We start from the raw sequence: 21,588 nt of genomic DNA on the forward strand, positions 1-21,588 counted from the left end.
AGTCTCTATAAAAAGCGATATAAAGAAACGCAATTTAAAATCTATGCAATTGTTTCATCAGCCACCCCAAAGAGAACGAACGCAATTTGAACGTTCCTTACAACGTTTAGAACAAGAAGTTTTGCGGATGGGGGCGCTGGTCGAGCAAGCCTTTCGTTTGGGTCATAATTGTCTGTTTAAAGAAGATTTAGAGGCCTATGAAACGCTCCGGGCCTTAGATAAAGAAATCGACCGCTACTATCGCCGGATTGAAGCTGATTGCTCGGCAATGCTGACTCTGAAGGCCCCAGTGAGCCAAGATTGTCGGTTTGTGAGTGCGTTTATGCAGTTGGTGCGAGATTTGGAGCGGATCGCTGATTATGCTGAGGATTTGGCGGAAAAGTCCATGCGTTTAGTCCCCTATCCGACCCACATTCTGATGGCGGATATTGAAGGGATGTCGGAACATGCCCAGTTGATGTTGTCCACAAGCTTGGTGGCCCTGGCGGATCTAGATCCCAATGCCGGTACTTATGTAAAGAGATTAGATGATCGGGTCGATGATGATTATGATCGCATTTATGCAGCCCTGGCCCAGCAGCAAAATCAGCCTGGGGTGATTGAACCGTTTATTTTGATGGCGTTGATTATCCGGGATCTAGAACGGATGGCTGACCACGCGACAAATATTGCCCAGCGCGTTTCTTATATCATTACTGGACAACGGGGCTAACGATAGAAAGAATACCCTTCTAGCTTTTCTCAAGTATTGACACCCCTCTAGCTCCCCTCAAGGGGAGAAGCCCCTTCCGGCCTAGCGGCCACCTTCCCCAAGGAAGGATTTTATTGGGTGGCGTCGGAGAGGTCGACCACGTCAAGCCAGCCTTCGAGGGCATCCCAGCCGAGGCCTTTACGGATGAGGGTCGGTTGGCGATCGCAAAAGTCGAGAATTGTAGAAGTCTTGGTGCCGGGCTCGCTGTCACTGTCGATGATGATATCCACAAGGGGTTCTAGGGCATCAAAGAGGCGCGCTTTTTCGAGGCCGAGGGTAAAAGGTTCACCATCTTCATCAGGCAAGTGGGCCGAGGTGGAAATAATCGGATTGCCGAGGGCCTGGAGTAAACCCTGGCAAATGGCATGATCGGGGACGCGGATCCCGGTGCTGCGGCGTTTGGGGCTCATCACCAGCTTCGGCACCTGTTTTGTGGCGGGAAGTAAGAAGGTATAGGGGCCAGGAATTGCCCGTTTCATAATCCGGTAGGCTTCGTCACTGACCAGGGCATATTCAGAAATATTTGACAGGGACGAGCAGAGGAAGGTGAGGGGTTTATCGTTGGCGAGGCGCTTGAGCTGGCGCACTTTTTGCACGGCTTGCTTTGCGGTGAGATCACAACCAATGGCGTACACTGTATCTGTTGGATATAACATCACGGCCCCAGCCCGGAGTTGTTGGGCGATCGCCTCTAAATCCCGTTGTTGGGGATTTTTCGGGTGGAGTGAATAATAATTAGCCATTGTTTTTGCCGCTATGAAAAAAATTGCCTATCTCGAATGCCCGACGGGGATTGCAGGAGATATGTGTCTCGGTGCATTGGTAGATGGGGGCGTACCGCTGGAATATCTCAAAAATCAGCTAAATCGCTTGGGAATCGCCGCTGAATACGATCTTCGGGCGGAAACGGTGATTCGTCAAGGACAGCGGGCGACAAAGGTCTTTGTGGATCTCAAAACTAAGGCAGCTCACCATGACCATGATCATTCCCAGGATCAGACTCATCACCATCATGCTGACCATGCCCCCCACCGCCATCTGCCAGAAATTCAGGCCATGATTAAAGGGGCAGGTTTACCAGAGCGGGTTGAACGTTGGAGTTTGGCAATTTTTCAGAATTTGGCGATCGCCGAAGCAACGGTTCACGGTACAACCCCAGAGCAAGTACATTTCCACGAAGTTGGCGCGACCGATGCCCTGGTGGATATTGTGGGGACTTGTTTAGGACTAGATTGGTTAGAAATTGATGAATTGTATTGTGCGCCGATGCCCACTGGTGGCGGCACGGTGAAAGCGGCCCACGGAATTTTGCCCGTCCCGGTGCCGGCGGTACTCCAACTTTGGCAACAACGCCAGGTTCCGGTTTATAGCAATGGCATCGACAAAGAATTAGTCACTCCCACCGGCGCGGCGATCGCCACCACTTTAGCAACGGACTTTTGTCAGCCACCCGCCATGACCCTCGCAAAAATTACCCTGGGTTCCGGCACCATTGATTTACCCTTGCCGAATTTATTGCGGCTCTGGATCGGCCACCTGCCAGAAACGCCCCATCTGGAAACCATAGCTACCCTCGAAACCCAAATTGATGATCTCAATCCCCAGGCGATCGCCTATGCCTGCGAAAAATTACAAGCGGCCGGGGCGTTAGACGTTTTCACCCAGGGGATCACGATGAAAAAAAATCGCTTGGGTACTCTCCTAACGGTGATTTGTCCCGTGGCATTGGTCGAGATTTGCGAAGCAATTTTATTCACCGAAACCAGCACCCTCGGCATCCGTCGCCACACCCAAACCCGGTCAATTCTCCAGCGGCGCTTTGAGACCGTTGCCACCCCTGCTGGAGAGATTCAACTGAAAATCGGCTACCGGGGCAACAAAATCTACAACGTCCAACCGGAATACGAAGACGTTAAGGTGATCGCCCAACAAACTGGACAATCCTGGCAGGCGATCGCCCAACAAGCCCTTTGCCAATTCCCCAGAGATGCCGAGTCTTGACCCCTGAAAAAATCCAGCACCGTCGTCCCCTATGCCTTACGAATATTCAAAAAACGCTGGTATTTCTGATAGAGGGGTAAACCGGGGAAATCCTGCTTAAAAATATCCGGCACATCATAATCATTGGGGGGATAGGTGTCTTTAATCGTCTGTAACTCCCCGGCAATTTGTTCCCACTTTCTGAGATCCCCCAGGAGAGCCTTAAACTCAGCCCCTGCATTTTTATTGCGATAGTTCAATGCGAGAAAGTGAAACACTTTGACGTGGCCCAAAAGGTTATTTTGGTTCCTCGGCATCCCCATCGCCGAACACAACGTGTAAACCGTTTCTTCGATCTCCGAAACCCGCTGTTCCAAAACCTCTAGATCGGTGCCAATCGGCTGTGTTAATACTTCCTGGGCCAGTTTAAAGGTTGATAACAGCAGAGAATAGCGGGATTTCAGGTTTCTCAAAATGTTCAGCAACTTCACGCCACTTTTGTAGCGACTAACCTCTTTAATTGCCAAAATATAGTTTTTGGTGACCCGCAGGCCCTCATCGGTTTTAAATTCCTTGAGGAAAGGGGTAACTCTCGCTTTCATTTCGAGGACAATTTCGGTGCTGTCGGTGTGATGGTCTAAGATATCGGAGATCGCCTCGTAGACCTTAAGCTGAGTCGGGCTGCGATACAGAAATTCCGTTTCGTTAATCAAGACAAAACTTTCAAGGGAAAATAACATCACCTCAAACAAATCAATCGTATTCTTGAGGTTTTTGAAGGTGCCCATGTTCAGATCGATTAAAATCCGAATCCGAAAGAAATCAAGGAACTCCTGATTGCCGAATTTTCGATTTTCCAAGCCCTGGAGAGTGATCGCCTTCGTTTCAAGTTGCTTCCAAAGCTGCCCATAGCGATCAAGAGAATAAGGCGGAACCGCAGGCTTCGCAAAATAGTTTGTGACTTTCTCCACCAAGCTCTTGTTGCCAAAAATCGGCTTCTTCCAAAAAGAATCGGCGGTTTTTTCTTCCGTCGATGGAGACTCTGGGGCCGCCGTCGTCTGATTCGTCGTACCTTGAGGGGGGGGAGTTATTTTGAGGTCAAAGTGAGCCTGGAGTACACCAAACTCCTCCTGGGTAAGCTGACCTTCCTTGACTAAAGAGAGTAGACGCTCTAATTGTGGTGCGTTATTGATGGGCATGCTTTCCTCACTGATTTGATCAAATAACCCCAGCGCTACCATGTAGTGTATCTCTCCCCTGGGGTTTGTTACATTGCGTTGTTGATCTTTTACGAAACCGCCGAAAAATCACCGAAATAATTTTTCCATTGAGCGAGGCGTCAACCCAAGACCAAAAATTCCCCACCCCTTGCCCAAGATTGGGCCTCAACATTGAGCCTTAACTATCCCTTCCTAGAAACGAATTTGGCTAGAGTGAATCATCCCCATGCCGCCGCAGACATCAGTATAGAACCAATTTCCTTGGTTGCCGTAGAGGTTGATGGTTTGGCGCGATCGCACGGTGCACAAAATTGGCCCATTGGGGTAAGTGCGGACATTCGAGGGGGGAGCAAAGACAAAAGCAGTATCATTCGCGCCCGTATTACCAGGATTACCATCACAGACAAAGTTCAGCATATTTTGGGTGGCCGTGGATCTGGGACTATGGGTCACACCATCATGGAAGCTCGTCCAGGTGTTATCCCAACAATGGGCCTGGGCATTAATTTTCATTTGGCCGAGGTAGTACGTAAAGTTAACACTTCGTTCACTGGCCCGCCGGATGGAACAACGATCCACATTGATACTCGCGCCAGTCACCGCTTGACCCATATAGACGTTGCAGGATTGGGCATTGAGATTTTTCTGGGGGCCTAGGGCTGTGGCCAGGACTAAACCGAGGGGGACTAGCAACAGACTTAGGGATTGGTGCATTGTAGGGTGTAACATATCAGTTACCTCCACCATCGAAAAAGTAATGTAGGGCTAATAATATTGTCGCTATTTTTCCCTGCAACAACGGCTTATTTTTATAAAAAGTAATAACAAATGGCTTTAAAAATTTAATTTTTTCTTTATCTTATTTTTTAACTGATTTAAAAATTATTCAATAAGAGAATTGTCCTTAAAAACAGAGGATTTAAGCCATCAACCAGAAAAATCGCTTTAGAAAGTAAGGCTTGACCCGATGGGGTTGAGGGGTAATTCCCCACATTCGGGGATCATTTGACTCTTTTAAAGGATTTATAACCCAGAGAAAAATAAAAAGTTTTGGGTCGTATTTCTATATTTTTTTTATTGATATTTTCTCACTACTTTTTATTAAGATTGAAAAAGATTTTTTTTCGGCAACAATCTATCAAATATCGCACCATTGGTAAACTTTAGGCGTGATTTTCGTCATAAAGATGTACTTGATAATCCTGTCAGCTGACCAGATAATTTTTGGGTAGTGCGACAGCGGCCTGACGTGGCTTTGTACTTTGGGGGGAGAAGCGAGGCGATCGCCAAGGGAGTTTTGACCGATAAACTAATAGGTAGTGGTACTGTACTTCTTGGAATCTCAAAATGTTTCAGCAAATGCAGCTGCATAAACACGCCCCAGAAAATATGTTGCCCCGATCGGTCAGGCGATGAAACGTTTTTTGCGATTTTTTTTATTTCTTAATCACCGAACGCTGTATTGGACGATCCGCCAGGCGTTACGACGGCGACTGTTGGGGCTTTCGGCGGAGATTGCCTTTAACGTCATGCTGTCTTTGTTCCCGACGATCATTATGGCGTTGACGGCCCTGGGCTTATTCACGGCCACCCTCGATAACCAAACCATTCTACAGTTGGCGAGCTATTACGAAGATGTGATGCCGGTGTCGGTATGGACGCTCCTGCGGGAGTTTGCGGCAGAAATTAGCAAAACTCCCAGTAGAAGTTTATTTTCGGTGAGTTTTGTAGCGACGATCTGGGTCTCGTCCGGGGCGCTGAGTGCGGCAATGAATGCCCTCGATCAAATCCACGAAATCCCCCCGGAACAACGGCGTCCTTTCTGGAAAGCAAAGTTGATGTCGATTTTTATTACCCTGGGGGCGATCGCCCTTTTGATTTTTGCCTCATTTCTGGTGCTGGTGGGCGATAGCGTCATTAAAGTCGGACTCGATTTAATTGTGCGCTTACCCGTGGATACGACGGGGGTCAATGTTTTGGTCACCCTCTGGCGGCTATTGAGTTTCCCGTTAGCGTTGGGGTTAGGGACGGGCATTATTGCGATGGTGATTAACATTCTGACGAGTCCCCCCGATCGGCGTCATCCGCTACGCAAACTCAAACAGATGTCCTTTGGTTTAGTGATCGCCCTCATTGCCTTTTTCGCCCTGTGTTTTTCGATTCTCTTTATCCAAAATCTGATCGTCGATATGGAGATCAACTACGATCTGGCCAATCTGTTGGTCATTCTCTGGCGTTTTTTGAGCCTGCCCGTCGCCTTGGCGATCGTTTCCATTGCCTTTGCTTTTATCTACAGCATGGGTTCTAGTCGCCTGATTAAAGGTATGCCCATTTTGCCCGGTGCCGTTCTGGGGGCCGTTTCCTGGGCGATTATCTCTTCTCTATTTCGCCTCTATGTTGCCAACTTTGGCCAATATAACCGTGTCTATGGGGCTGTGGGGACGGCGATTATTCTGATGCTCTGGCTCCAGCTCAGCGCCCTGGTGATGCTCCTGGGGGATCAGCTTAATGTCGTTGTCGGCGAAGCAATGCTTGCAGATGCCCTCAAACGCGGCGATCGCCAACTCAACAAAAATCCCCCACTGCCAGAAGAAGCACCAGGGGAAATTTAATTAGCTTTTGAGGTTTAGGACGTCAGTACGCAAGAAAACTAGGCAACTGTTGCCGTGGCCAGTTCCTGTTTGAGAATATCTACCTTGTCCAAACGTTCCCAGGGAAGATCTAAGTCTGTCCGACCAAAATGTCCATAGGCGGCCACATCCTGATAAAAACGCCCATTACGCTGACTCGGTAAATTGCGCAGATCGAAAGCTTGGATAATCCCCGCCGGACGCAGTTCAAAATGTTTCTGCACGACTTCGAGCAACCGATCCTCATCCACAGTGCAAGTACCAAAGGTCTCGATCATCACACTCACTGGACGGGCAACCCCAATCGCGTAGCTCACCTGCACCTCACATTTTTCCGCAAGGCCCGCTGCGACAATATTTTTCGCCACATAACGGCAAGCATAGGAAGCACTGCGATCTACTTTAGTGGGATCTTTGCCGGAGAAAGCACCGCCCCCGTGACGAGAATAGCCACCGTAGGTATCGATAATAATCTTGCGGCCCGTAAGTCCAGAATCTCCCTGGGGGCCACCAATGACAAACTTACCAGTGGGATTTACCAGGAACTTCGTACTGTCACTTAAACCCACCGTTGCCCCGACAAAAACAGGTTTCATCACTTTTTCCAACAGATCCGCCTTGATCTTGGCCTGAATCTCCGTATTGTCTGTGAGTGCCCCAATGGTCTCTGTGTGTTGGGTCGAAATCAAAATCGTATCGATCCCCACGGGTTTGCCGTCCTCGTAGATCACCGTGACTTGGGTTTTACCGTCGGGGCCGAGGTAAGGCAGTTCACCGCTTTTGCGCACTTGGCTCAATTTCAGAGACAAACGATGGGCCAAACTAATGGGGAGAGGCATGAATTCGGGTGTCTCGTTGCAGGCATAGCCAAACATTAACCCCTGGTCTCCGGCACCAATTTCATCGAGTTGGTCGTCACTGAGTTTGTCCCGTTGCTCCTGGGCGCTGGTGACCCCCTGGGCGATGTCGGGGGATTGTTCATCCAGGGCAACCATCACAGAGCAGCTATTGGCAGAAAAGCCATTATCGGCATTGGTGTAGCCAATTTCTTTGATTTTCTGGCGAGCCACCTGGATAAAATTCACATTCGCTTGGGTTGTTAGTTCACCCGTAATCAGCACCAAACCGGTATTGGTCACAACCTCTGCAGCAACACGGCTACTGGGATCAGCAGCAAGTACGGCATCTAAAATTGCATCGGAGATTTGGTCACAAATTTTATCGGGATGTCCCTCGGTGACGGATTCGGAGGTAAAGAGATAACGACGAGACAATGTTGTATATCCTCTTGAGTTTAGAAAGTGGACAAGCGGGGTAGTGGCTTTTTATTTTATCTGGTTGAGTTCCTTTCTCTTTCAGAATTCGGGAGTTTCTGCTTGGCGATCGCCAATTTTCCTGACCGCTAGGTTAACCATGCCGCCGTTGGTGCCAGTGCCAAGCATGTTGCAAAATAGTTTCCAGGTCAGCATATTGGGGTTGCCAACCCAGAACTGTACGGGCTTTTTCACTGCTTCCCACGAGGCTGGGGGGATCACCGGGGCGACGGTCGGTGGCGATCGCCTTGATCTCTTTGGCGGTAATTTTGCGGGCGGCCTCAATTACCTCTTTAACCGAAAAACCGTTGCCATTGCCGAGGTTAAAGGCATTGGTTGCCCCGCCTTGCAGTAAATATTCCAGACCTAAAACATGGGCATCGGCGAGGTCACTCACATGGATATAGTCGCGGACGCAAGTGCCGTCGGGGGTAGGATAATCGGTGCCAAAAATGGAAATATGCTCCCGTTGACCGAGGGCCGCAAAGAGCACCAGGGGGATCAAGTGGGTTTCGGGGTTGTGGTCTTCTCCTAGGTGACCATTGGGATCAGCTCCCGCTGCGTTGAAATAACGGAACATCACCGACCGCAAGCCATAGGCCCGGTCAAAATCCCAGAGCATTTTTTCCACCATCAGCTTGCTCATGCCGTAGGGGTTGATTGGGTTTTGGGGATGAGCTTCGGGGATGGGAATTTCGCTTGGTTCGCCGTAGGTGGCACAGGTAGAAGAAAAGACAAACTGCTTGACTCCCGCTGCGATCATCGCCTCCAGGAGTGTTAAAGTCCCGACCACGTTATTGCGATAGTATTTGGCGGGCGCTGTGACCGATTCCCCCACGTAGGCATAGGCGGCAAAGTGCATCACCGCATCGATTTTGTGATCTGTAAAAATTTGATCTAACAAAGGGCGATCGCCTGTGTCCCCAACGATCAGTTCCGCTTTGAGCACCGACGCCACTAAATCTCGATGACCATAGACCAAGTTATCTAGCACGATGACCCGATAACCGCGCCGTTGCAGACTCAATACCGCCTGGGAGCCAATGTAACCCGCTCCCCCCGTGACTAAAACTGTTTTGTCTGCCATGGCTGTCCCCCTGTTTCTCTTTATAAATGACCGCTAGAACATTCGTGCAATTAACTGGTTCGGCATCCAATCTTTTCTCAAATTCAGAAACTAGAATTTAGACACCTTCCCATGGAGCCAATTTACCAGGAGAGTCGGGCAATTTTTCATAAACCAACGCCAGGCCAAAATCCGAAAAATAGGCTTAGAAAATCGGGCAATGTATTTCGCCAAGCGATTGAGGGGACGGCGGCGGACTTTTTTGTTGATTAAATTCACCGAGCCAATGTCGTAGAGGCATTCTACAACCAGTTTGACCGTGGTCTCTTCCCGCAAAAACATGGTTTCAATGAGCAGCAACATATCCTGGAGGCGTTTCTCTTCAAATTCTTGCTCCTGGACGGTTTTTGTGAGGGGGGCTGTAACCTCGGATTGGACAGTAATTGGGGCTTTGGACATGGGCAGATCACAATGGGCGCATTGAAAACATCATAGTGGGAGTTTAGGGGGCCTGTACAAATCAAAACTTTGGCCCACTGCGTGATATTCTGAGAGAAATTATTTCTGTTCCTTTTTTGCCAGCCACTGTCTATGTCTTCGCCTTCTTTTGATTCCGGACGGGAGCTTGATGCTCAGGACATCGTTACCCTCACCGATGCCATGGGGCGATCGCTAGATTGTTACGTTGAGAATGAAATTACCCAGGATGGCACTGAATACTATTTTTTGATGCCAGTAGACCAGCCAGTGGTGATCCTCGCTTGGGACGAAGATGAAGCCGATGAGAGCGATTTACCGGAAACGGAACTGGTTGAAGATCCAGAGGAACTTGCAGAAATTTTTCCCGATGCCAAGGCGGTACTGGCAGAACATGATTTAATCCTCCAGGATACAGCCCATGTGATGACCGTCCGTGGTGAGTTGCCCCCCTTGGAAGAGGATAAAATTCTCTCTTTAGAGATTGAAGATGATGACTTTGAAGACGAAGATCTAGAGGCCGAAGAGTTACAGGAATTAGCGCGGTTCTACCACCTCGACCAACTGTACAGCATCTACACGCCCCTGGAGCCGATTCCCATTTTTGTGAAGGTGACCGAGGATGAAGAAATGGAGATCCTTGAACCTGGGGATCCGATGATCCAAAGTTTAGTTGATACGCTCCTGCTCCAAGATGCCGACTAATGCGCCCCCCAAAACGCAACCCTTAGCACGGCGGAAACGAGGTTTTCCTTGGTTCTCCGGGATTCTTGCCCTGACAGTAGCGATCGCCTTTTGGCAGAGTTGGGCCTGGTGGCGGTGGGCGATCGCCCCTGGGGAAAATGCTGACCAGACGGTACAACTCGACATTCCAGTCGGTACAGGCGCAGCCCAAATTGGCGAAGATTTAACGGCTTTGGGTTTAATCCAATCGCCCAAGGCATGGCAGATCTGGGTAAAGTGGCTCAGGCTCACGGATCGAGGCGGCAGTCTCAAGGCGGGTACCTATCAATTTCCGCCCAACCAAGATCTCCCGGCGATCGCCCAGCAAATTTGGTCGGGGGACGTGGTGCAGACGAGCGTGACGATCCCCGAAGGTTGGACGATCCAACAGATGGCAAATCGTTTTGAAGCTCTGGGGTTTTTTCCGGCCACGGAGTTTATTGCGGCGACCCAGACTATCCCCCGCGAGCAATTTCCCTGGTTGCCAGCAGATTTAACCTCCTTAGAAGGCTTTTTATTTCCCGACACCTATTTTCTCGATACCGCCCAGCCCAGCCCCCCAGCGATCATTGAGCAGATGTTGGGCCAATTTGAGGCGGTGGTCTTGCCCCTCTATGAGGCCGAAACGGTGCCTTTGGATTTGTCCCTCACGGAATGGGTGACCCTAGCGAGCATTGTGGAAAAAGAGGCGGTGATCCCTGAGGAGCGGCCTTTAATTGCCGGGGTATTTGTCAATCGCCTGGAACAGGGTATGCGCCTGGAAACAGACCCGACGGTGGAATATGGCCTCGGTATTCGCCAAACGAAGGAACAGCCCCTTACCCTTGAGCAGGTGCGCACCCCCAATCCCTACAACACCTACCTCAATGAAGGTTTACCACCAGGGGCGATCGCCTCACCGGGGTTAGCCAGTTTTCGGGCGACGTCCAATCCTGAAGCGACGGACTTTTTATTTTTCGTGGCCAACTACGACGGCACCCATGTTTTCAGTGAAACCCTGGCAGAACATGAAGCCGCTACCCAACGGATCCGCGCCACCATCGACGGTGAGACGGAATAGTTAAAAAATCAATCGTGACGATGTCTAGCTTGGTGCCCCAGTTAACAGCCGACGGTTCCTATACGTTTTTTTCAGAAGAGTTTCAGGAGCATTTCCACTCCCAGGTGGGGGCCAAACGGGAGGCTAAGGAAAAATTTCTCCTGCCTTGTCGGATCGCCGAACTCGCCCAACAACCCCAACTCCGGCTTTTGGATGTTTGCTATGGCTTGGGTCATAATACCGCAGCAGCCCTCACGGAAATTTGGCGCGTTAATCCCCACTGCCAAGTGACCTTATTTGCCCTAGAAAAAGACCAGGCGATCGCCCTCGATAGCATTCAGCAAAATGTCCTAGCGGCCTATCCCAAAACGGTAGTTTCCCTACTCCGGGAACTGGGTGAAACGCTTCAAGTTGAAACACCTCACCTCAAAGCCCAATTTCTCGCGGGAGACGCACGACAAACTATCCAACGGGTGATTCAAGCAGATTTCCAGGCTGATGCTATTTTCCTCGACCCCTTTTCACCGCCAAAATGCCCCCAACTATGGACAGTGGAATTTCTCGATTTAGTGGCCCAATGCCTTGCTCCCGACGGCTATTTGGCAACCTATTCCTGTGCGGCGGCGGTGCGGGTGGCCCTCCAGGCAGCAGGTTTACAGCTCGGCAAAACTCCCGGTGTCGGTCGCAAATCCCCCGGAACCCTAGCGCGGTTTATTCCTGAGAATCTAACGCCTTTGTCCCAACAGGAGCAGGAACATCTTCTCACCAATGCGGCGATCGCCTACCGCGATCCGACCCTCCAGGATGACGCAGACATAATCTTGCAGCGGCGACGGGACGAACAACAGTCCAGCCAGCGAGAATCCACGAGTCACTGGAAAAAACGTTGGTCAGCCCTCAATTCAACTGCGCCCGAAAACGATGCACACTCACCGACAACAAAATAATCGCAAACCCTAGCAATGCCAAAATATTCGGCCACAGGGAGTCAATCGCCACCCCTTTGAGAATCAAACTCCGGGCGATCGCCACATAATGGCGCAGCGGGTCAAACCACGAGAGAATCTGAAAAAATTTCGGCATACTCTCAATCGGGGCGATCGCCCCAGAAAGCTGGATAATTGGCGCATTAAAAAAGAATGACGTTAAGACCACCTGTTGCTGGGTGCGGGATAGAGTAGCAAGTAAAATTCCTAAACCGATACTCACAAAAACATACAGGCCAGAGAGGGCATAAAAAATCAAAAAATTGCCGCGAAAAGGCAAGTGAAAGATGAATTTTCCCATCGCCGATGCAATTAAAACATCCCCCATTAAAAGAATAAATAAGGGAATAATTTTTGCTAACAAAATTTCCCAGCCCGATGCCGGAGTCATTAATAACTGCTCTAGTGTACCCACATCTTTTTCGCGAATCACTGTCACTGAAGAAATCAGAGAACCCGTTAATGTTAATACTAAACCAATCACTCCCGGCACAAAGAACCAACTACTAATCAAACCGGGATTATATAAAAAACGACTTTGGCTTTCGACGGGGGGCGTTTTAAATTCAGGATTTTTTTGGCGAGTATATTGATTCACAATTTGATTAATATAGCCATTCGTAATGCCTGCAGTATTGGCATCAACCCCATCAATAAAAACTTGTACTTCCGTCGAATTGCCTTGGTTTAAATCTCGATCAAGGTTGGGCGGAATAATTAATCCGGCGGTTAATTTACCATTCCGTACCTGCTCCTGTAACTGAGCTTCATTTTTAGGGATTGACTCAATTTGAAAGATGTCATTTTCCGTCAAGGCTGAGACAAACTCACGACTTTGGGCAGAGTTGGCGTAATCAATTAACCCTAAACTAAGGTGATCGACATTCGGACTGAGGGCTAAACCAAAAACTAATAATTGAATCGTTGGCGGAAAAATTAGGAGAAAAATGGATTGGCGATTTTTGAGGATTTGGCGAATTTCCTTGAGGGTTAATGCCCAGAAACGACCATCAAAAAAACCTTGTAGTAAATTAATTTTCATACATCAATATTTAGTCCGATATCTGCATATTTTCTATGATTTTTGTGGCAGCCTTAAACAGGATTAAACCAATAATCCCAACCACAATGGGCACATACCAAATACTGCGCCAACCACTACCCCGTACAAAGGCATCACGGGTCAGCAAAATGTAATAGCGGGCGGGAATAATATTGGAGATTAATGATAAGGGAAAGGGAATATTTTCTAAGCGATAAATAAATCCAGAGAGCAAAAATGAGGTTAAAAATCCGGCGATCGCCGTGCCTTGGACTGCGGCATTTTGGTTGCCACCCCGTGCGCCGATAAATAACCCGAAGGACACCGCCGCTGCGAGGTAAATGGCTGTGCCAATGATCAAGGGGAAGGGACTGGTTTGTAAGCGGATATGGAACAAGACAAAGGAGACGGTCATCACAACAAGGGTTTCGGCGATCGCCACCAGCCAGTAGGCCAAACCCTTACCCAACAGCCATTCCGTAGAACTGAGATCGGAGGCATACACCTGCACAGCGGTTCCCTGTTCCTTTTCCCGCACGACTGCAATAGCGGCAAGCATCGACGGAAACACCCAAAACACCACCCCAAAAATCCCCGGCACAATGTACAGGGCTTCCTCACGACCGGGGTTAAACCAAATCCGCACCCGCGCTTGAATGCCTTTCGGACGCTGGGCATTGGGCAGGGTTTGGATAAAAAAGTTGGTCACCGCCCGCACGCTGTTTTGAATCACCCGCGCATTATTCACATCTGTCCCGTCGATCAGAGCTTGCACCTTGGCATTTCCCGCCGCCACATCTGCCGCAAAAGTCGGGGGAATGACGATGGTCGCCTTGGCTGTGCCCCGATCCAGTGAGGATAACGGCGAAGTTCCAGCGAGGGGCGTGGGAATAAATTGATTGGTGGCAAAGAGCCGTTCCACATAGCTGCGGCTCAGGGGCGAATTGTCGAAATCCTGAATGCTAAGGGGAATATTTTTCGTTTCTAACCGGATCGCGTAGCCATAAATTAACAACATCCCCAAGGGCAGCACCAACGCTAAAGCCACCGTGAGGCGATCGCGGCTAAATTGCGCCAGTTCCTTTTTCGCTTGGGACAAAATTCGTTTGATGCTCATTATTTAACGTAGATCCTCCGCCCGTTGGACTGTGCCGATAAAGGAATCTTCGAGGGTGAAGGGAATGGTGCGCTGGCTATATATTTCAATCCCTGCTTGCTGTAAGGTTTGCTGGACAAAATTTAAGTCTTGGGCGGGATTATCTAAAACGAGGTGCAGGCGATCGCCAAAAATCGAGACCCGCCAATGGGCTAATTTTTCCTTGAGTAAATCCGAACTGTGCTGAATTTGGTTGGTACAAAGCTCGATCAATTGCCCCGGTTGCGCCGCCTTAATTTCCGTGGGGGAACCCTGCGCCACGATCTCCCCCGCTACCATAAATGCCATCCGATTACAGTTTTCTGCCTCCTCTAAATAGTGGGTCGTGACAAGGATCGCCGTCCCCTGCCGCGCAAAATCCCGAATTAACCGCCAAAATTGCCGTCGCGCCACCGGATCCACCCCCGAAGTCGGTTCATCGAGAAATAAAATATCCGGCTCGTGCATCACCGACGCACCAAAGGCGACCCGCTGTTTCCAACCCCCCGGTAAACTGCCCGTTGTGATTTTTTCCCGACCGAGTAACCCGCAGGTTTCCAACACCCACGCGATTTTTTCCCGTCGCAATTTTCGGGGAATGCCGTAAACGCCGCAATAAAATTCCAAATTTTGCTGAATACTCAGATCATCGTACAGGGTAAATTTTTGGCTCATGTACCCCAGCCGCGATCGCACTTCAGAACGGTGGAGATTTTCCGTTTCCCCTGCCAGTGCCATCATCCCCGCCGTCGCTGGGAGCAAGCCACAAATCATTTTAATCGTGGTGGTTTTACCCGCGCCGTTTGCGCCGAGGAGTCCATAAATTTCACCGTAGTGGACATCGAAGGTGACATTTTTTACCGCCTGAAATTCCCCAAAGGTTTTTTGGAGTTGTTGGGCAGAAATGGCGAGTTTGGGAACTTCTGGGTTTAAATTGCCCCGTTTACGGTAATAGGGGAAGGATTTATACACCGGATCTGCCCCTTGCTGCCGCAAATGATTCACAAAGACATTTTCGAGGGTCGGTTCATTCGCCTCTAAACTTTGCACCTGAATGTTCGCAGCGGCTAGGGTTTGCGTAATATCCCGCTGGGCTTGGTCAACGTCGGGGGTCAAAATATCGAGGCGATCGCCAAAGGATTGCACATCGATCACCGTTTCCGGCGCCTGGTTGCGTAACAATTTTTCCGCTGCGGTTAGGGGAGTCGCCCGCAATTCCAAGCGATGTAACCCTAAATTTCGTTGCAATTCCCCCAGCGTGCCAATCTGCTGAATTTCCCCGTCATAAATCAGGGCGATGCGATGACAGCGTTCCGCCTCATCCAGATAGGGCGTTGCCGTCACAATCGTCACCCCCTGCGCCGCAATCCCCGCCAGCAAATCCCAAAACTCCCGCCGCGACACCGGATCAACCCCCGTCGTCGGCTCATCGAGCAGCAAAATTTTCGGCTGGGCAATCAGCGCACAGCACAACGCCAGTTTCTGTTTCATCCCCCCCGACAACTGCCGCGCCAACCGATCCGGAAACTGATCCAAATTCATCAACTCCAGCAAATGACGGTGGCGATCGCCAAATATCCGCTCTGGCACATTCCGTAAGCCTGCCACATAGCGCAAATTTTCCAGAATACTCAGATCCAAATACAGTGAAAACGTTTGCGTTAAATAGCCCACATCCAAGCGGGACTCCTGCGGTGTTTTGCCGAGCATGGCCACCGTTCCCGCCGTGGCCCCCATCACCCCCGCCAAAATCTGAAAAGTACTCGTTTTCCCGGCCCCATCCGGCCCAATCAGCCCAAAAATCTCCCCCGCTTTCACCGAAAAATCAATGCTCCGCACCGCCCGCACCGCGCCATAGTCTTTCCGCAGTCCCGCCACCTGAATCGTCGTTTCCCCGTAGCGTAACCCGTTGCTAAAAGTTGAATGATTGCTCGTCGCTGTCATCATCGCTATCGCTGCACATTTTGGGTCGCATCCGTCAAAATCGTCGCATCCGCAGGCATTCCCGGTTTCGCAAAACCCGCTTCATTTTCAATCTGCAATTTCAACCCAAACACCTGGGTTACCCGATCATCCCGAAAATAAATATTCTCCGGCGTAAAGGAAGCCTCCGTATCAATTGCCGCCACCGTTGCCCGTAAAGGTTCCTCCGGCGCAGAATCTAAAAACACCGCTGCCGCCTGCCCAATTTGAATCGCCCCCACCTCCTTTTCCGGAATAAAACCCCGTAGATACACATCCCCCAAATTCACCAGCGTTAACAGGGTTTTGCCCGTTGCCACCACTTCCCCCGGTTCGGCGGTGCGCGTTAACACCACCCCATCGATGGGACTGACCAATTCTAAATCCTGGAGTTTCGCGGCAATTTCGTTGTAATTGGCTTGGGCATTTTGCACTTGGGCTTGGGCGGCACTAAGTTGGGTTTGGGCTTGGGCGAGTTGGGTTTGGAGCCGTTGCACCTGTACAGCACGAATATCTGGATTGAACTGACTGGCTTGGGTTTGGGTAAGATTTCCTTCGGCGGTTTTCACCTGTTCAGCGGCGGCGGTAACCACCGCACGGCGAGCATCGAGGTTTTCCTTCGTCGATAAATATTGGGTTTGGGCTTGTTCTAAGCGCTGCTTGGACACCACACCGGATGCGTACAATTCCTGAAAGCGATCGCCATCGGCTTTGGCAAGGGCGAGTTCAGCTTCAAGTTGTTTGACCTGAGCTTGGGCTTGGGTGAGTTGAGCTTTCGCGGCGGCAACATTGGCTTGGGCGGCATTCACCCGTCCGGTGGTGTCATCCTGGGCCTGCTGTTGGGTGAGTTGGGCTTCGGTGATCTGGTTTTCGATGACGGTGATTTGCAGTTGGGCTTGGTTCACCTGTTGCTGGGCGGCGTTAATCCGAGCCTGTGCGCCATCAAGGGATGCTTGCAATTCAGCACTGTCGAGGGTGACGAGGACTTGCCCCTTTTGTACCGTATCTCCTTCCCGCACGGCGATCGCCTCTATTTTCCCGCCCACCTTGGCGCTAATGTTCGTTTCGTAACCTTCGATTCTGCCGCTGAGTTCGATGCCTTGGGTGGGTTCCGGACGGAGGAAATAATTTACAAGGCCAACGCCCAATCCCCCCACCAGCACGATGGGCAGCGCAATTTTAAGAAATTTTGGAATGCCTTTGTTTTGGGTCGTTGCGGCGGCAGTCATCACATTTCTAGGAGATTTTCGTCGTTAATCTAACTACCTTTCATTATGGAAGGGATACGCCGGGGGATGGCTCAGCACGTAGTATTTCGACAAATTGCCATCGCTGATAAGGTTTATCTATTTTTGGCGACACCCGGCAAAATTCCAGGGAAAATGGTGGGCAACTTAAGGCGATCGTCCATGGCCAATCTCAAAATCCCGCAGCAAGAGTATTGCCCCTACGCCCAATATTGGGAACCAAAATCGACCCCAGAAGGTTATGTGCTCTCAGCAGAATCTCCCCAATCGAGAAGCTGGGCAGCGATGGGCTGTGCGGGTCTTTTTATTACGGTGTGGCTGGGGATTTGGTGTGGGGTTTCTTTTACGATGTTTGCGATCGCCTTAGTACAGATCTTCCAAGGCCTGACATTAGGATCCATATTTATGTTGCTGTTCCTAATTCCCTTTGTGGCCATTGGTGTGGGCGGACTGATTTGGGTTGGGCGACTCCTCTACCAAAAATATCGAATCAAAACTGGGGTACTGATTTTACCGACCTATCCGCTCTATGCTGGGGAAACCTATCGGGTGCGCTATCGTCGTCCCTTGCGTAACGGGCAAACAACCCAAACCGCCCTTTTATCTGCCACTTGGTTGCATTACGAATGGGTGCAATATTATCGCGGCACAGACCTCGAAACTGTGACCCACGGGCTTTCAACCCAGGCTTGTTTGGAGCGCGCCATTGGTCGAGGAGTCAAGCAACTAGAATACACAATCGATCTGACCATTCCCGCCGATGCCAAGCCGAGCATCTACGCGCCGCCCCACAATCAACTGCGCTGGGAACTTCAGGTGCGTTGTCATTTGCCCCAGGTTGTGCGGGATACATCTTTTTTTAAGTTAAGGGTGGTGAGTAGACCATGACAACGCTGAAAACGCCCATTACGCTACATCTCGACCGTGATGCAGTCAGTTTAGGCGGCAGATTATCGGGTGACTTTGTCTGGCGGTCAGAAAATCCAGACCGTTGCCCGAAAAAAGCGACGGTTTCTATTCTGTGGTCAACGGAAGGCCGAGGCAAAGGCGATCGCCACCGGGTCAGTTCCCAAATCCTTGACCCAAATATGGTGCTGAATCTCATGGAACGAAACCATCCTTTTACGTTTGAGATTCCGTTGGATGCCCCCATTTCCTACGATGGCTTTTTATTTCGGCTGATGTGGTCTGTGGAAGTGCGGATCACGTTTCCAGGCTTGTTTAGCGACAAAGATACAGCGGTAGCTTCTTTTCAGGTATTGGCTTAGGCATGGCGACAAATCCTTACCAGGCCATCGGTTTACAGCACAATCCCTTTATCGGCACGGAACAACTGGCGCAAAACATCACTTTTTGGCTGGATCGCGGTTATTCTGAAGCGCCCTTGCCAGGGGGAAATCAATTTGTGCAAATCCTGGGGGAAAAGGGGTTTGGGAAAACGGCCCATCTGCACCATTGGCGATCGCAAACGGGGGGTGATTATTGCTATGTGCCGCCCAATTATCTCCAGCGTTGGCAGTGGCTAAAAACGGGGGCGATCGCCTATTGGGACGAAGTGGATCGCCTGCCCCTGGGGTTATTTCTGGGGGGACTGCTCCGGGTGCGTTTCCGGCGGGGGACGGTGGTGGTTGGTAGCCATGTGGATATTAGTTTTTGGGCGAAATTGGTGGGGCTAAAAACAATAACAATTCAGCTTCCCCCCCTCGACGTACCCACTTTGCAAGCTTGGGTCGTGTTCAAAATTGCGACGGCCACCATCCCAGATCAGACTTGCCCTTTAATCCTTTCCCCAGAAAAGGCGGCGGAAATTGTGACCCAATCCCAGGGATCTTGGCGACGGGCCGCAGATTATCTCCACATCTGGGCAGCGGCGATCGCCTTAGCTGAGCCCCAATATCCATAACAAAATTGACTCAACTGTAAGATGATGTACAAATGATGCAAAATTTGGCAGCAGCACTGAAATTATCCCGCAAGATAATGGCAGTGCTAATTTTTTGTTGGCGATCGCCTTGTAGATTGCACCTAAGGGATCTACAAAAATCTCCGGAAAAATAGAAAATCGATTTTCACTTTGGAAATTACTGGTGACTATCCCCGTGAGTTTACTGGGAAAGTTTTAACGGAACGATGGCTTCCTGCCACAATGGAAAGGTTTCTGTGCGATCGCCACTGATGATTCTTTGCCTGAATCCCACTTGCTCCCAACCCCGCAACCCTGATCAGGGGAAATTTTGCATGGCCTGTGGTCAACCCCTGGTGTTAGGCGATCGCTATATAGTCCGGCAAGTGCTGCACCAGGGGACAAAGGGGCGCACTCTCTTGGGCATTGACCGGGGCACTTTTCCTGAGAGTTATTGCATTCTTAAGCAAGTTTTTCTGACCCAGAGCGTGCAGGCCCAGCAGTTTGTGGAAACGTTCCAGGAGAATGCGGCGCGGTTAAAAACGTTAGGCGATCGCCCGGAATTTCCGACAGTTTTAGGGATATTTTTACCGGAACATTGGCATCAAATCACGATTCCACCGACCCTTGTGTTTGAAAAAATTGCTGGGGAAAGCTTACGGCAGCGGCTCGATCTTATGGGGCCATTCTCCGAGGCAAAATTACGGGAGTTTCTCCAAGACATTCTCCCCTTGGTACAACTCATTCATGATCATGGGCTAATTCATCGAGATCTAAACCCCGATAATCTCCTGTTTACCCCGGCACAGCATTGGGCGATCGTCGATTTTACGGCGGCGAAGGTGACCTCAAAAATGGCCAGCGCGGAACCCGGCACCCTAATCGGTTCGGGGATTTACACCGCCCCAGAGCAATTGCGGGGTCAAAGTTATCCTGGCAGCGATCTTTACAGCCTGGGGGTGATCTGCCTGGAACTGCTCACCTCAATTCATCCCTTTGATCTCTACAGTGTGCGCGAAAATCGCTGGGTCTGGCGGGATTATCTCACAATACCGATTAGCAATAATCTGGGCCACTTACTGGATCAAATGCTGGCTGAAGCCGTTGGCGATCGCTCCCAATCTGCCCAGGCAATCCTCGATCAACTTTTTCCAGCCGCTAGATCAGTCACCCCAAAACCGATACCGCGAGTTGCCCCCGAACCGCCTCAAATTATTTCCCTAATTGAACCCAGCCCCGTGCCCCAATGGTATTGTTTTCGCACCTTTACGGGCCACCATGCCTACATCACCGCCTTGCAGTTTGCCCCGGATAGTCAGTTTCTCGCTAGTGCCGCTGCTGACCAAACCATTCGCCTCTGGGATCTAGACCGCCGTCGGGAAGACCGCTGTCTGCGGGGGCACCAGGGGATTATTTCTGGGTTGGCCTTCTGGGGCGATCGCCTCATTTCTGGCAGTTGGGACTACACCATTCGTCTCTGGAATTGGCAACAGGGAGAACAGACCGCTTGTCTCCAAAAAAGATCGACTTGGATTCAGGGGCTTGCTTGCTGGGAAAAAACAGGTCAATTAGCCACTTTGGGGGCCGATCAGGAAATCGTTGTCTGGGATTTAACGACACAAAAAATTCTTTACACTTTTACCGTATCGGGTGCTCAACTGATCCGAGCATCCCAGGCAAAAAACCAGCTCTGGCTCGCCCAGAGAAATCATTTAACTTGCTATGAACAAGGCCAGTCTGTTCAAACTCTCCCGGAACATCAGGGAGACATTCTTGATTTTCAAGTCAGTGCCGATGGTCAATTTTTAATCAGTACCGCCACGGATCAGACCCTCAAAATTTGGCCCCTCGCTTCTGATTACACACCCAAAATTCTTCGGCCCGTCATTCCCTTTACCCAATTGGCGATCGCCCCAAACCAGCGTTTTTTTGCTGGCGGTGATCGCCAAGGAAACCTTTACCTCTGGCAACTCGGTCAGGAGCAACCTTTCGTCACACTAGCCGCCCATAGTGGTGAAATAAAGGCGATCGCCATTGCCCCAGACAGTCAGATTATCGCCACCGCCGCCGCCGATAAAACCATTAAACTCTGGCGATTCGGGATACAATGACCA

The 21,588-nt window shown here is 50.3% G+C and carries 20 protein-coding genes; 10 read left to right on the top strand and 10 right to left on the bottom strand.

Going from position 1 to position 21,588, the window contains the following annotated elements; translation table 11 throughout:
- Positions 1 to 43: 43 nt before the first annotated feature.
- Positions 44 to 712, top strand: coding sequence for a phosphate signaling complex protein PhoU (gene phoU, locus AWQ23_RS08745; protein WP_062434532.1), 669 nt, complete (start codon positions 44 to 46; stop codon positions 710 to 712).
- Between the two features lie 110 nt (positions 713 to 822).
- Here the strand turns inward: phoU and AWQ23_RS08750 are convergent, their stop codons facing one another.
- Positions 823 to 1,494 carry an L-threonylcarbamoyladenylate synthase gene (locus AWQ23_RS08750; RefSeq protein WP_012307321.1) on the bottom strand — a complete coding sequence of 224 codons (672 nt, stop codon included), beginning with the start codon at positions 1,492 to 1,494 and terminating at the stop codon, positions 823 to 825.
- Positions 1,495 to 1,507: 13 nt separating this feature from the next.
- Between AWQ23_RS08750 and larC the strand changes: the two genes are divergently transcribed.
- Complete coding sequence (gene larC / locus AWQ23_RS08755; protein ID WP_062434535.1) at positions 1,508 to 2,752, top strand: nickel pincer cofactor biosynthesis protein LarC; 1,245 nt, start codon at positions 1,508 to 1,510, stop codon at positions 2,750 to 2,752.
- 29 nt (positions 2,753 to 2,781) lie between these two features.
- On the opposite strand, the gene AWQ23_RS08760 is transcribed toward larC, so the two are convergent.
- Together AWQ23_RS08760 and AWQ23_RS08765 are read right to left on the bottom strand one after the other, a co-directional pair.
- The gene (locus AWQ23_RS08760) at positions 2,782 to 3,930 is read right to left on the bottom strand and encodes a hypothetical protein (RefSeq protein WP_157072209.1); all 1,149 of its coding nucleotides are present in this window, start codon (positions 3,928 to 3,930) and stop codon (positions 2,782 to 2,784) included.
- Between the two features lie 213 nt (positions 3,931 to 4,143).
- Positions 4,144 to 4,698 carry a hypothetical protein gene (locus tag AWQ23_RS08765; protein ID WP_232308878.1) on the bottom strand — a complete coding sequence of 185 codons (555 nt, stop codon included), beginning with the start codon at positions 4,696 to 4,698 and terminating at the stop codon, positions 4,144 to 4,146.
- 665 nt (positions 4,699 to 5,363) lie between these two features.
- Here AWQ23_RS08765 and AWQ23_RS08770 point away from each other — a divergent pair.
- On the top strand, positions 5,364 to 6,563 hold the full coding sequence (locus AWQ23_RS08770) for a YihY/virulence factor BrkB family protein (protein WP_062434541.1): 1,200 nt from the start codon (positions 5,364 to 5,366) through the stop codon (positions 6,561 to 6,563).
- A gap of 38 nt (positions 6,564 to 6,601) precedes the next feature.
- Here AWQ23_RS08770 and metK read toward each other — a convergent pair whose 3' ends face one another.
- From metK to AWQ23_RS08785, 3 genes are all read right to left on the bottom strand, one after another.
- Complete coding sequence (gene metK / locus AWQ23_RS08775; RefSeq protein ID WP_062434544.1) at positions 6,602 to 7,855, bottom strand: methionine adenosyltransferase; 1,254 nt, start codon at positions 7,853 to 7,855, stop codon at positions 6,602 to 6,604.
- A gap of 133 nt (positions 7,856 to 7,988) precedes the next feature.
- Entirely contained in the window at positions 7,989 to 8,981 is a 993-nt protein-coding gene (gene galE, locus AWQ23_RS08780) for a UDP-glucose 4-epimerase GalE (RefSeq protein ID WP_062434547.1), read from the bottom strand.
- Between the two features lie 90 nt (positions 8,982 to 9,071).
- Entirely contained in the window at positions 9,072 to 9,419 is a 348-nt protein-coding gene (locus AWQ23_RS08785; protein WP_062434550.1) for a hypothetical protein, read from the bottom strand.
- Positions 9,420 to 9,551: 132 nt separating this feature from the next.
- On the opposite strand from AWQ23_RS08785, the gene AWQ23_RS08790 reads away from it, so the two are divergent.
- The 3 genes from AWQ23_RS08790 to AWQ23_RS08800 are packed head-to-tail and all read left to right on the top strand — an operon-like array spanning position 9,552 to position 12,146.
- Positions 9,552 to 10,142, top strand: a complete 591-nt coding sequence (locus AWQ23_RS08790; RefSeq protein ID WP_062434553.1) for a DUF3727 domain-containing protein — start codon at positions 9,552 to 9,554, stop codon at positions 10,140 to 10,142.
- Positions 10,132 to 11,220 carry an endolytic transglycosylase MltG gene (gene mltG, locus AWQ23_RS08795; RefSeq protein ID WP_062434556.1) on the top strand — a complete coding sequence of 363 codons (1,089 nt, stop codon included), beginning with the start codon at positions 10,132 to 10,134 and terminating at the stop codon, positions 11,218 to 11,220. The genes AWQ23_RS08790 and mltG overlap by 11 nt, the downstream gene beginning before the upstream one ends.
- A gap of 20 nt (positions 11,221 to 11,240) precedes the next feature.
- Positions 11,241 to 12,146 carry a tRNA (5-methylaminomethyl-2-thiouridine)(34)-methyltransferase MnmD gene (locus AWQ23_RS08800; protein WP_062434559.1) on the top strand — a complete coding sequence of 302 codons (906 nt, stop codon included), beginning with the start codon at positions 11,241 to 11,243 and terminating at the stop codon, positions 12,144 to 12,146.
- On the opposite strand, the gene AWQ23_RS08805 is transcribed toward AWQ23_RS08800, so the two are convergent.
- The 4 genes from AWQ23_RS08805 to AWQ23_RS08820 are packed head-to-tail and all read right to left on the bottom strand — an operon-like array spanning position 12,097 to position 17,553.
- Positions 12,097 to 13,227, bottom strand: coding sequence for an ABC transporter permease (locus tag AWQ23_RS08805; RefSeq protein WP_062434562.1), 1,131 nt, complete (start codon positions 13,225 to 13,227; stop codon positions 12,097 to 12,099). The genes AWQ23_RS08800 and AWQ23_RS08805 overlap by 50 nt on opposite strands.
- A 10-nt stretch (positions 13,228 to 13,237) precedes the next feature.
- The gene (locus tag AWQ23_RS08810) at positions 13,238 to 14,344 is read right to left on the bottom strand and encodes an ABC transporter permease (RefSeq protein ID WP_083500701.1); all 1,107 of its coding nucleotides are present in this window, start codon (positions 14,342 to 14,344) and stop codon (positions 13,238 to 13,240) included.
- Between the two features lie 3 nt (positions 14,345 to 14,347).
- Positions 14,348 to 16,309: an ATP-binding cassette domain-containing protein gene (locus tag AWQ23_RS08815; protein WP_232308879.1), complete on the bottom strand. Its 1,962-nt coding sequence runs from the start codon at positions 16,307 to 16,309 to the stop codon at positions 14,348 to 14,350.
- 2 nt (positions 16,310 to 16,311) lie between these two features.
- On the bottom strand, positions 16,312 to 17,553 hold the full coding sequence (locus AWQ23_RS08820; protein ID WP_062434565.1) for an HlyD family secretion protein: 1,242 nt from the start codon (positions 17,551 to 17,553) through the stop codon (positions 16,312 to 16,314).
- 66 nt (positions 17,554 to 17,619) lie between these two features.
- Between AWQ23_RS08820 and AWQ23_RS08825 the strand changes: the two genes are divergently transcribed.
- The 4 genes from AWQ23_RS08825 to AWQ23_RS08840 all read left to right on the top strand — a co-directional run bounded on the left by AWQ23_RS08825 (position 17,620) and on the right by AWQ23_RS08840 (position 21,585).
- Positions 17,620 to 18,459, top strand: coding sequence for a hypothetical protein (locus AWQ23_RS08825; RefSeq protein WP_157072210.1), 840 nt, complete (start codon positions 17,620 to 17,622; stop codon positions 18,457 to 18,459).
- Positions 18,456 to 18,839 carry a hypothetical protein gene (locus AWQ23_RS08830; protein ID WP_062434570.1) on the top strand — a complete coding sequence of 128 codons (384 nt, stop codon included), beginning with the start codon at positions 18,456 to 18,458 and terminating at the stop codon, positions 18,837 to 18,839. The genes AWQ23_RS08825 and AWQ23_RS08830 overlap by 4 nt, the downstream gene beginning before the upstream one ends.
- 2 nt (positions 18,840 to 18,841) lie before the next feature.
- A complete protein-coding gene (locus AWQ23_RS08835) occupies positions 18,842 to 19,474 on the top strand; it encodes a hypothetical protein (protein ID WP_062434573.1) in 633 nt (210 codons plus the stop codon).
- 227 nt (positions 19,475 to 19,701) lie between these two features.
- Positions 19,702 to 21,585 carry a WD40 repeat domain-containing serine/threonine-protein kinase gene (locus AWQ23_RS08840; protein WP_232308880.1) on the top strand — a complete coding sequence of 628 codons (1,884 nt, stop codon included), beginning with the start codon at positions 19,702 to 19,704 and terminating at the stop codon, positions 21,583 to 21,585.
- Positions 21,586 to 21,588: the final 3 nt, after the last annotated feature.

It is taken from the genome of Picosynechococcus sp. PCC 73109 (assembly GCF_001521855.1).
In the GTDB taxonomy this organism is placed as follows: domain Bacteria; phylum Cyanobacteriota; class Cyanobacteriia; order Cyanobacteriales; family MRBY01; genus MRBY01.

Excerpts from the sequence above, each read along its gene's own strand:
- phoU (WP_062434532.1), top strand. The coding sequence starts at position 44 with ATGCAATTGTTTCATCAGCCACCCCAAAGAGAACGAACGCAATTTGAA.
- AWQ23_RS08750 (WP_012307321.1), bottom strand. The coding sequence starts at position 1,494 with ATGGCTAATTATTATTCACTCCACCCGAAAAATCCCCAACAACGGGAT.
- larC (WP_062434535.1), top strand. The coding sequence starts at position 1,508 with ATGAAAAAAATTGCCTATCTCGAATGCCCGACGGGGATTGCAGGAGAT.
- AWQ23_RS08760 (WP_157072209.1), bottom strand. The coding sequence starts at position 3,930 with ATGCCCATCAATAACGCACCACAATTAGAGCGTCTACTCTCTTTAGTC.
- AWQ23_RS08765 (WP_232308878.1), bottom strand. The coding sequence starts at position 4,698 with ATGGTGGAGGTAACTGATATGTTACACCCTACAATGCACCAATCCCTA.
- AWQ23_RS08770 (WP_062434541.1), top strand. The coding sequence starts at position 5,364 with ATGAAACGTTTTTTGCGATTTTTTTTATTTCTTAATCACCGAACGCTG.
- galE (WP_062434547.1), bottom strand. The coding sequence starts at position 8,981 with ATGGCAGACAAAACAGTTTTAGTCACGGGGGGAGCGGGTTACATTGGC.
- AWQ23_RS08785 (WP_062434550.1), bottom strand. The coding sequence starts at position 9,419 with ATGTCCAAAGCCCCAATTACTGTCCAATCCGAGGTTACAGCCCCCCTC.
- AWQ23_RS08790 (WP_062434553.1), top strand. The coding sequence starts at position 9,552 with ATGTCTTCGCCTTCTTTTGATTCCGGACGGGAGCTTGATGCTCAGGAC.
- mltG (WP_062434556.1), top strand. The coding sequence starts at position 10,132 with ATGCCGACTAATGCGCCCCCCAAAACGCAACCCTTAGCACGGCGGAAA.
- AWQ23_RS08800 (WP_062434559.1), top strand. The coding sequence starts at position 11,241 with ATGTCTAGCTTGGTGCCCCAGTTAACAGCCGACGGTTCCTATACGTTT.
- AWQ23_RS08805 (WP_062434562.1), bottom strand. The coding sequence starts at position 13,227 with ATGAAAATTAATTTACTACAAGGTTTTTTTGATGGTCGTTTCTGGGCA.
- AWQ23_RS08810 (WP_083500701.1), bottom strand. The coding sequence starts at position 14,344 with ATGAGCATCAAACGAATTTTGTCCCAAGCGAAAAAGGAACTGGCGCAA.
- AWQ23_RS08815 (WP_232308879.1), bottom strand. The coding sequence starts at position 16,309 with ATGATGACAGCGACGAGCAATCATTCAACTTTTAGCAACGGGTTACGC.
- AWQ23_RS08820 (WP_062434565.1), bottom strand. The coding sequence starts at position 17,553 with ATGACTGCCGCCGCAACGACCCAAAACAAAGGCATTCCAAAATTTCTT.
- AWQ23_RS08825 (WP_157072210.1), top strand. The coding sequence starts at position 17,620 with ATGGCTCAGCACGTAGTATTTCGACAAATTGCCATCGCTGATAAGGTT.
- AWQ23_RS08830 (WP_062434570.1), top strand. The coding sequence starts at position 18,456 with ATGACAACGCTGAAAACGCCCATTACGCTACATCTCGACCGTGATGCA.
- AWQ23_RS08835 (WP_062434573.1), top strand. The coding sequence starts at position 18,842 with ATGGCGACAAATCCTTACCAGGCCATCGGTTTACAGCACAATCCCTTT.
- AWQ23_RS08840 (WP_232308880.1), top strand. The coding sequence starts at position 19,702 with ATGGCTTCCTGCCACAATGGAAAGGTTTCTGTGCGATCGCCACTGATG.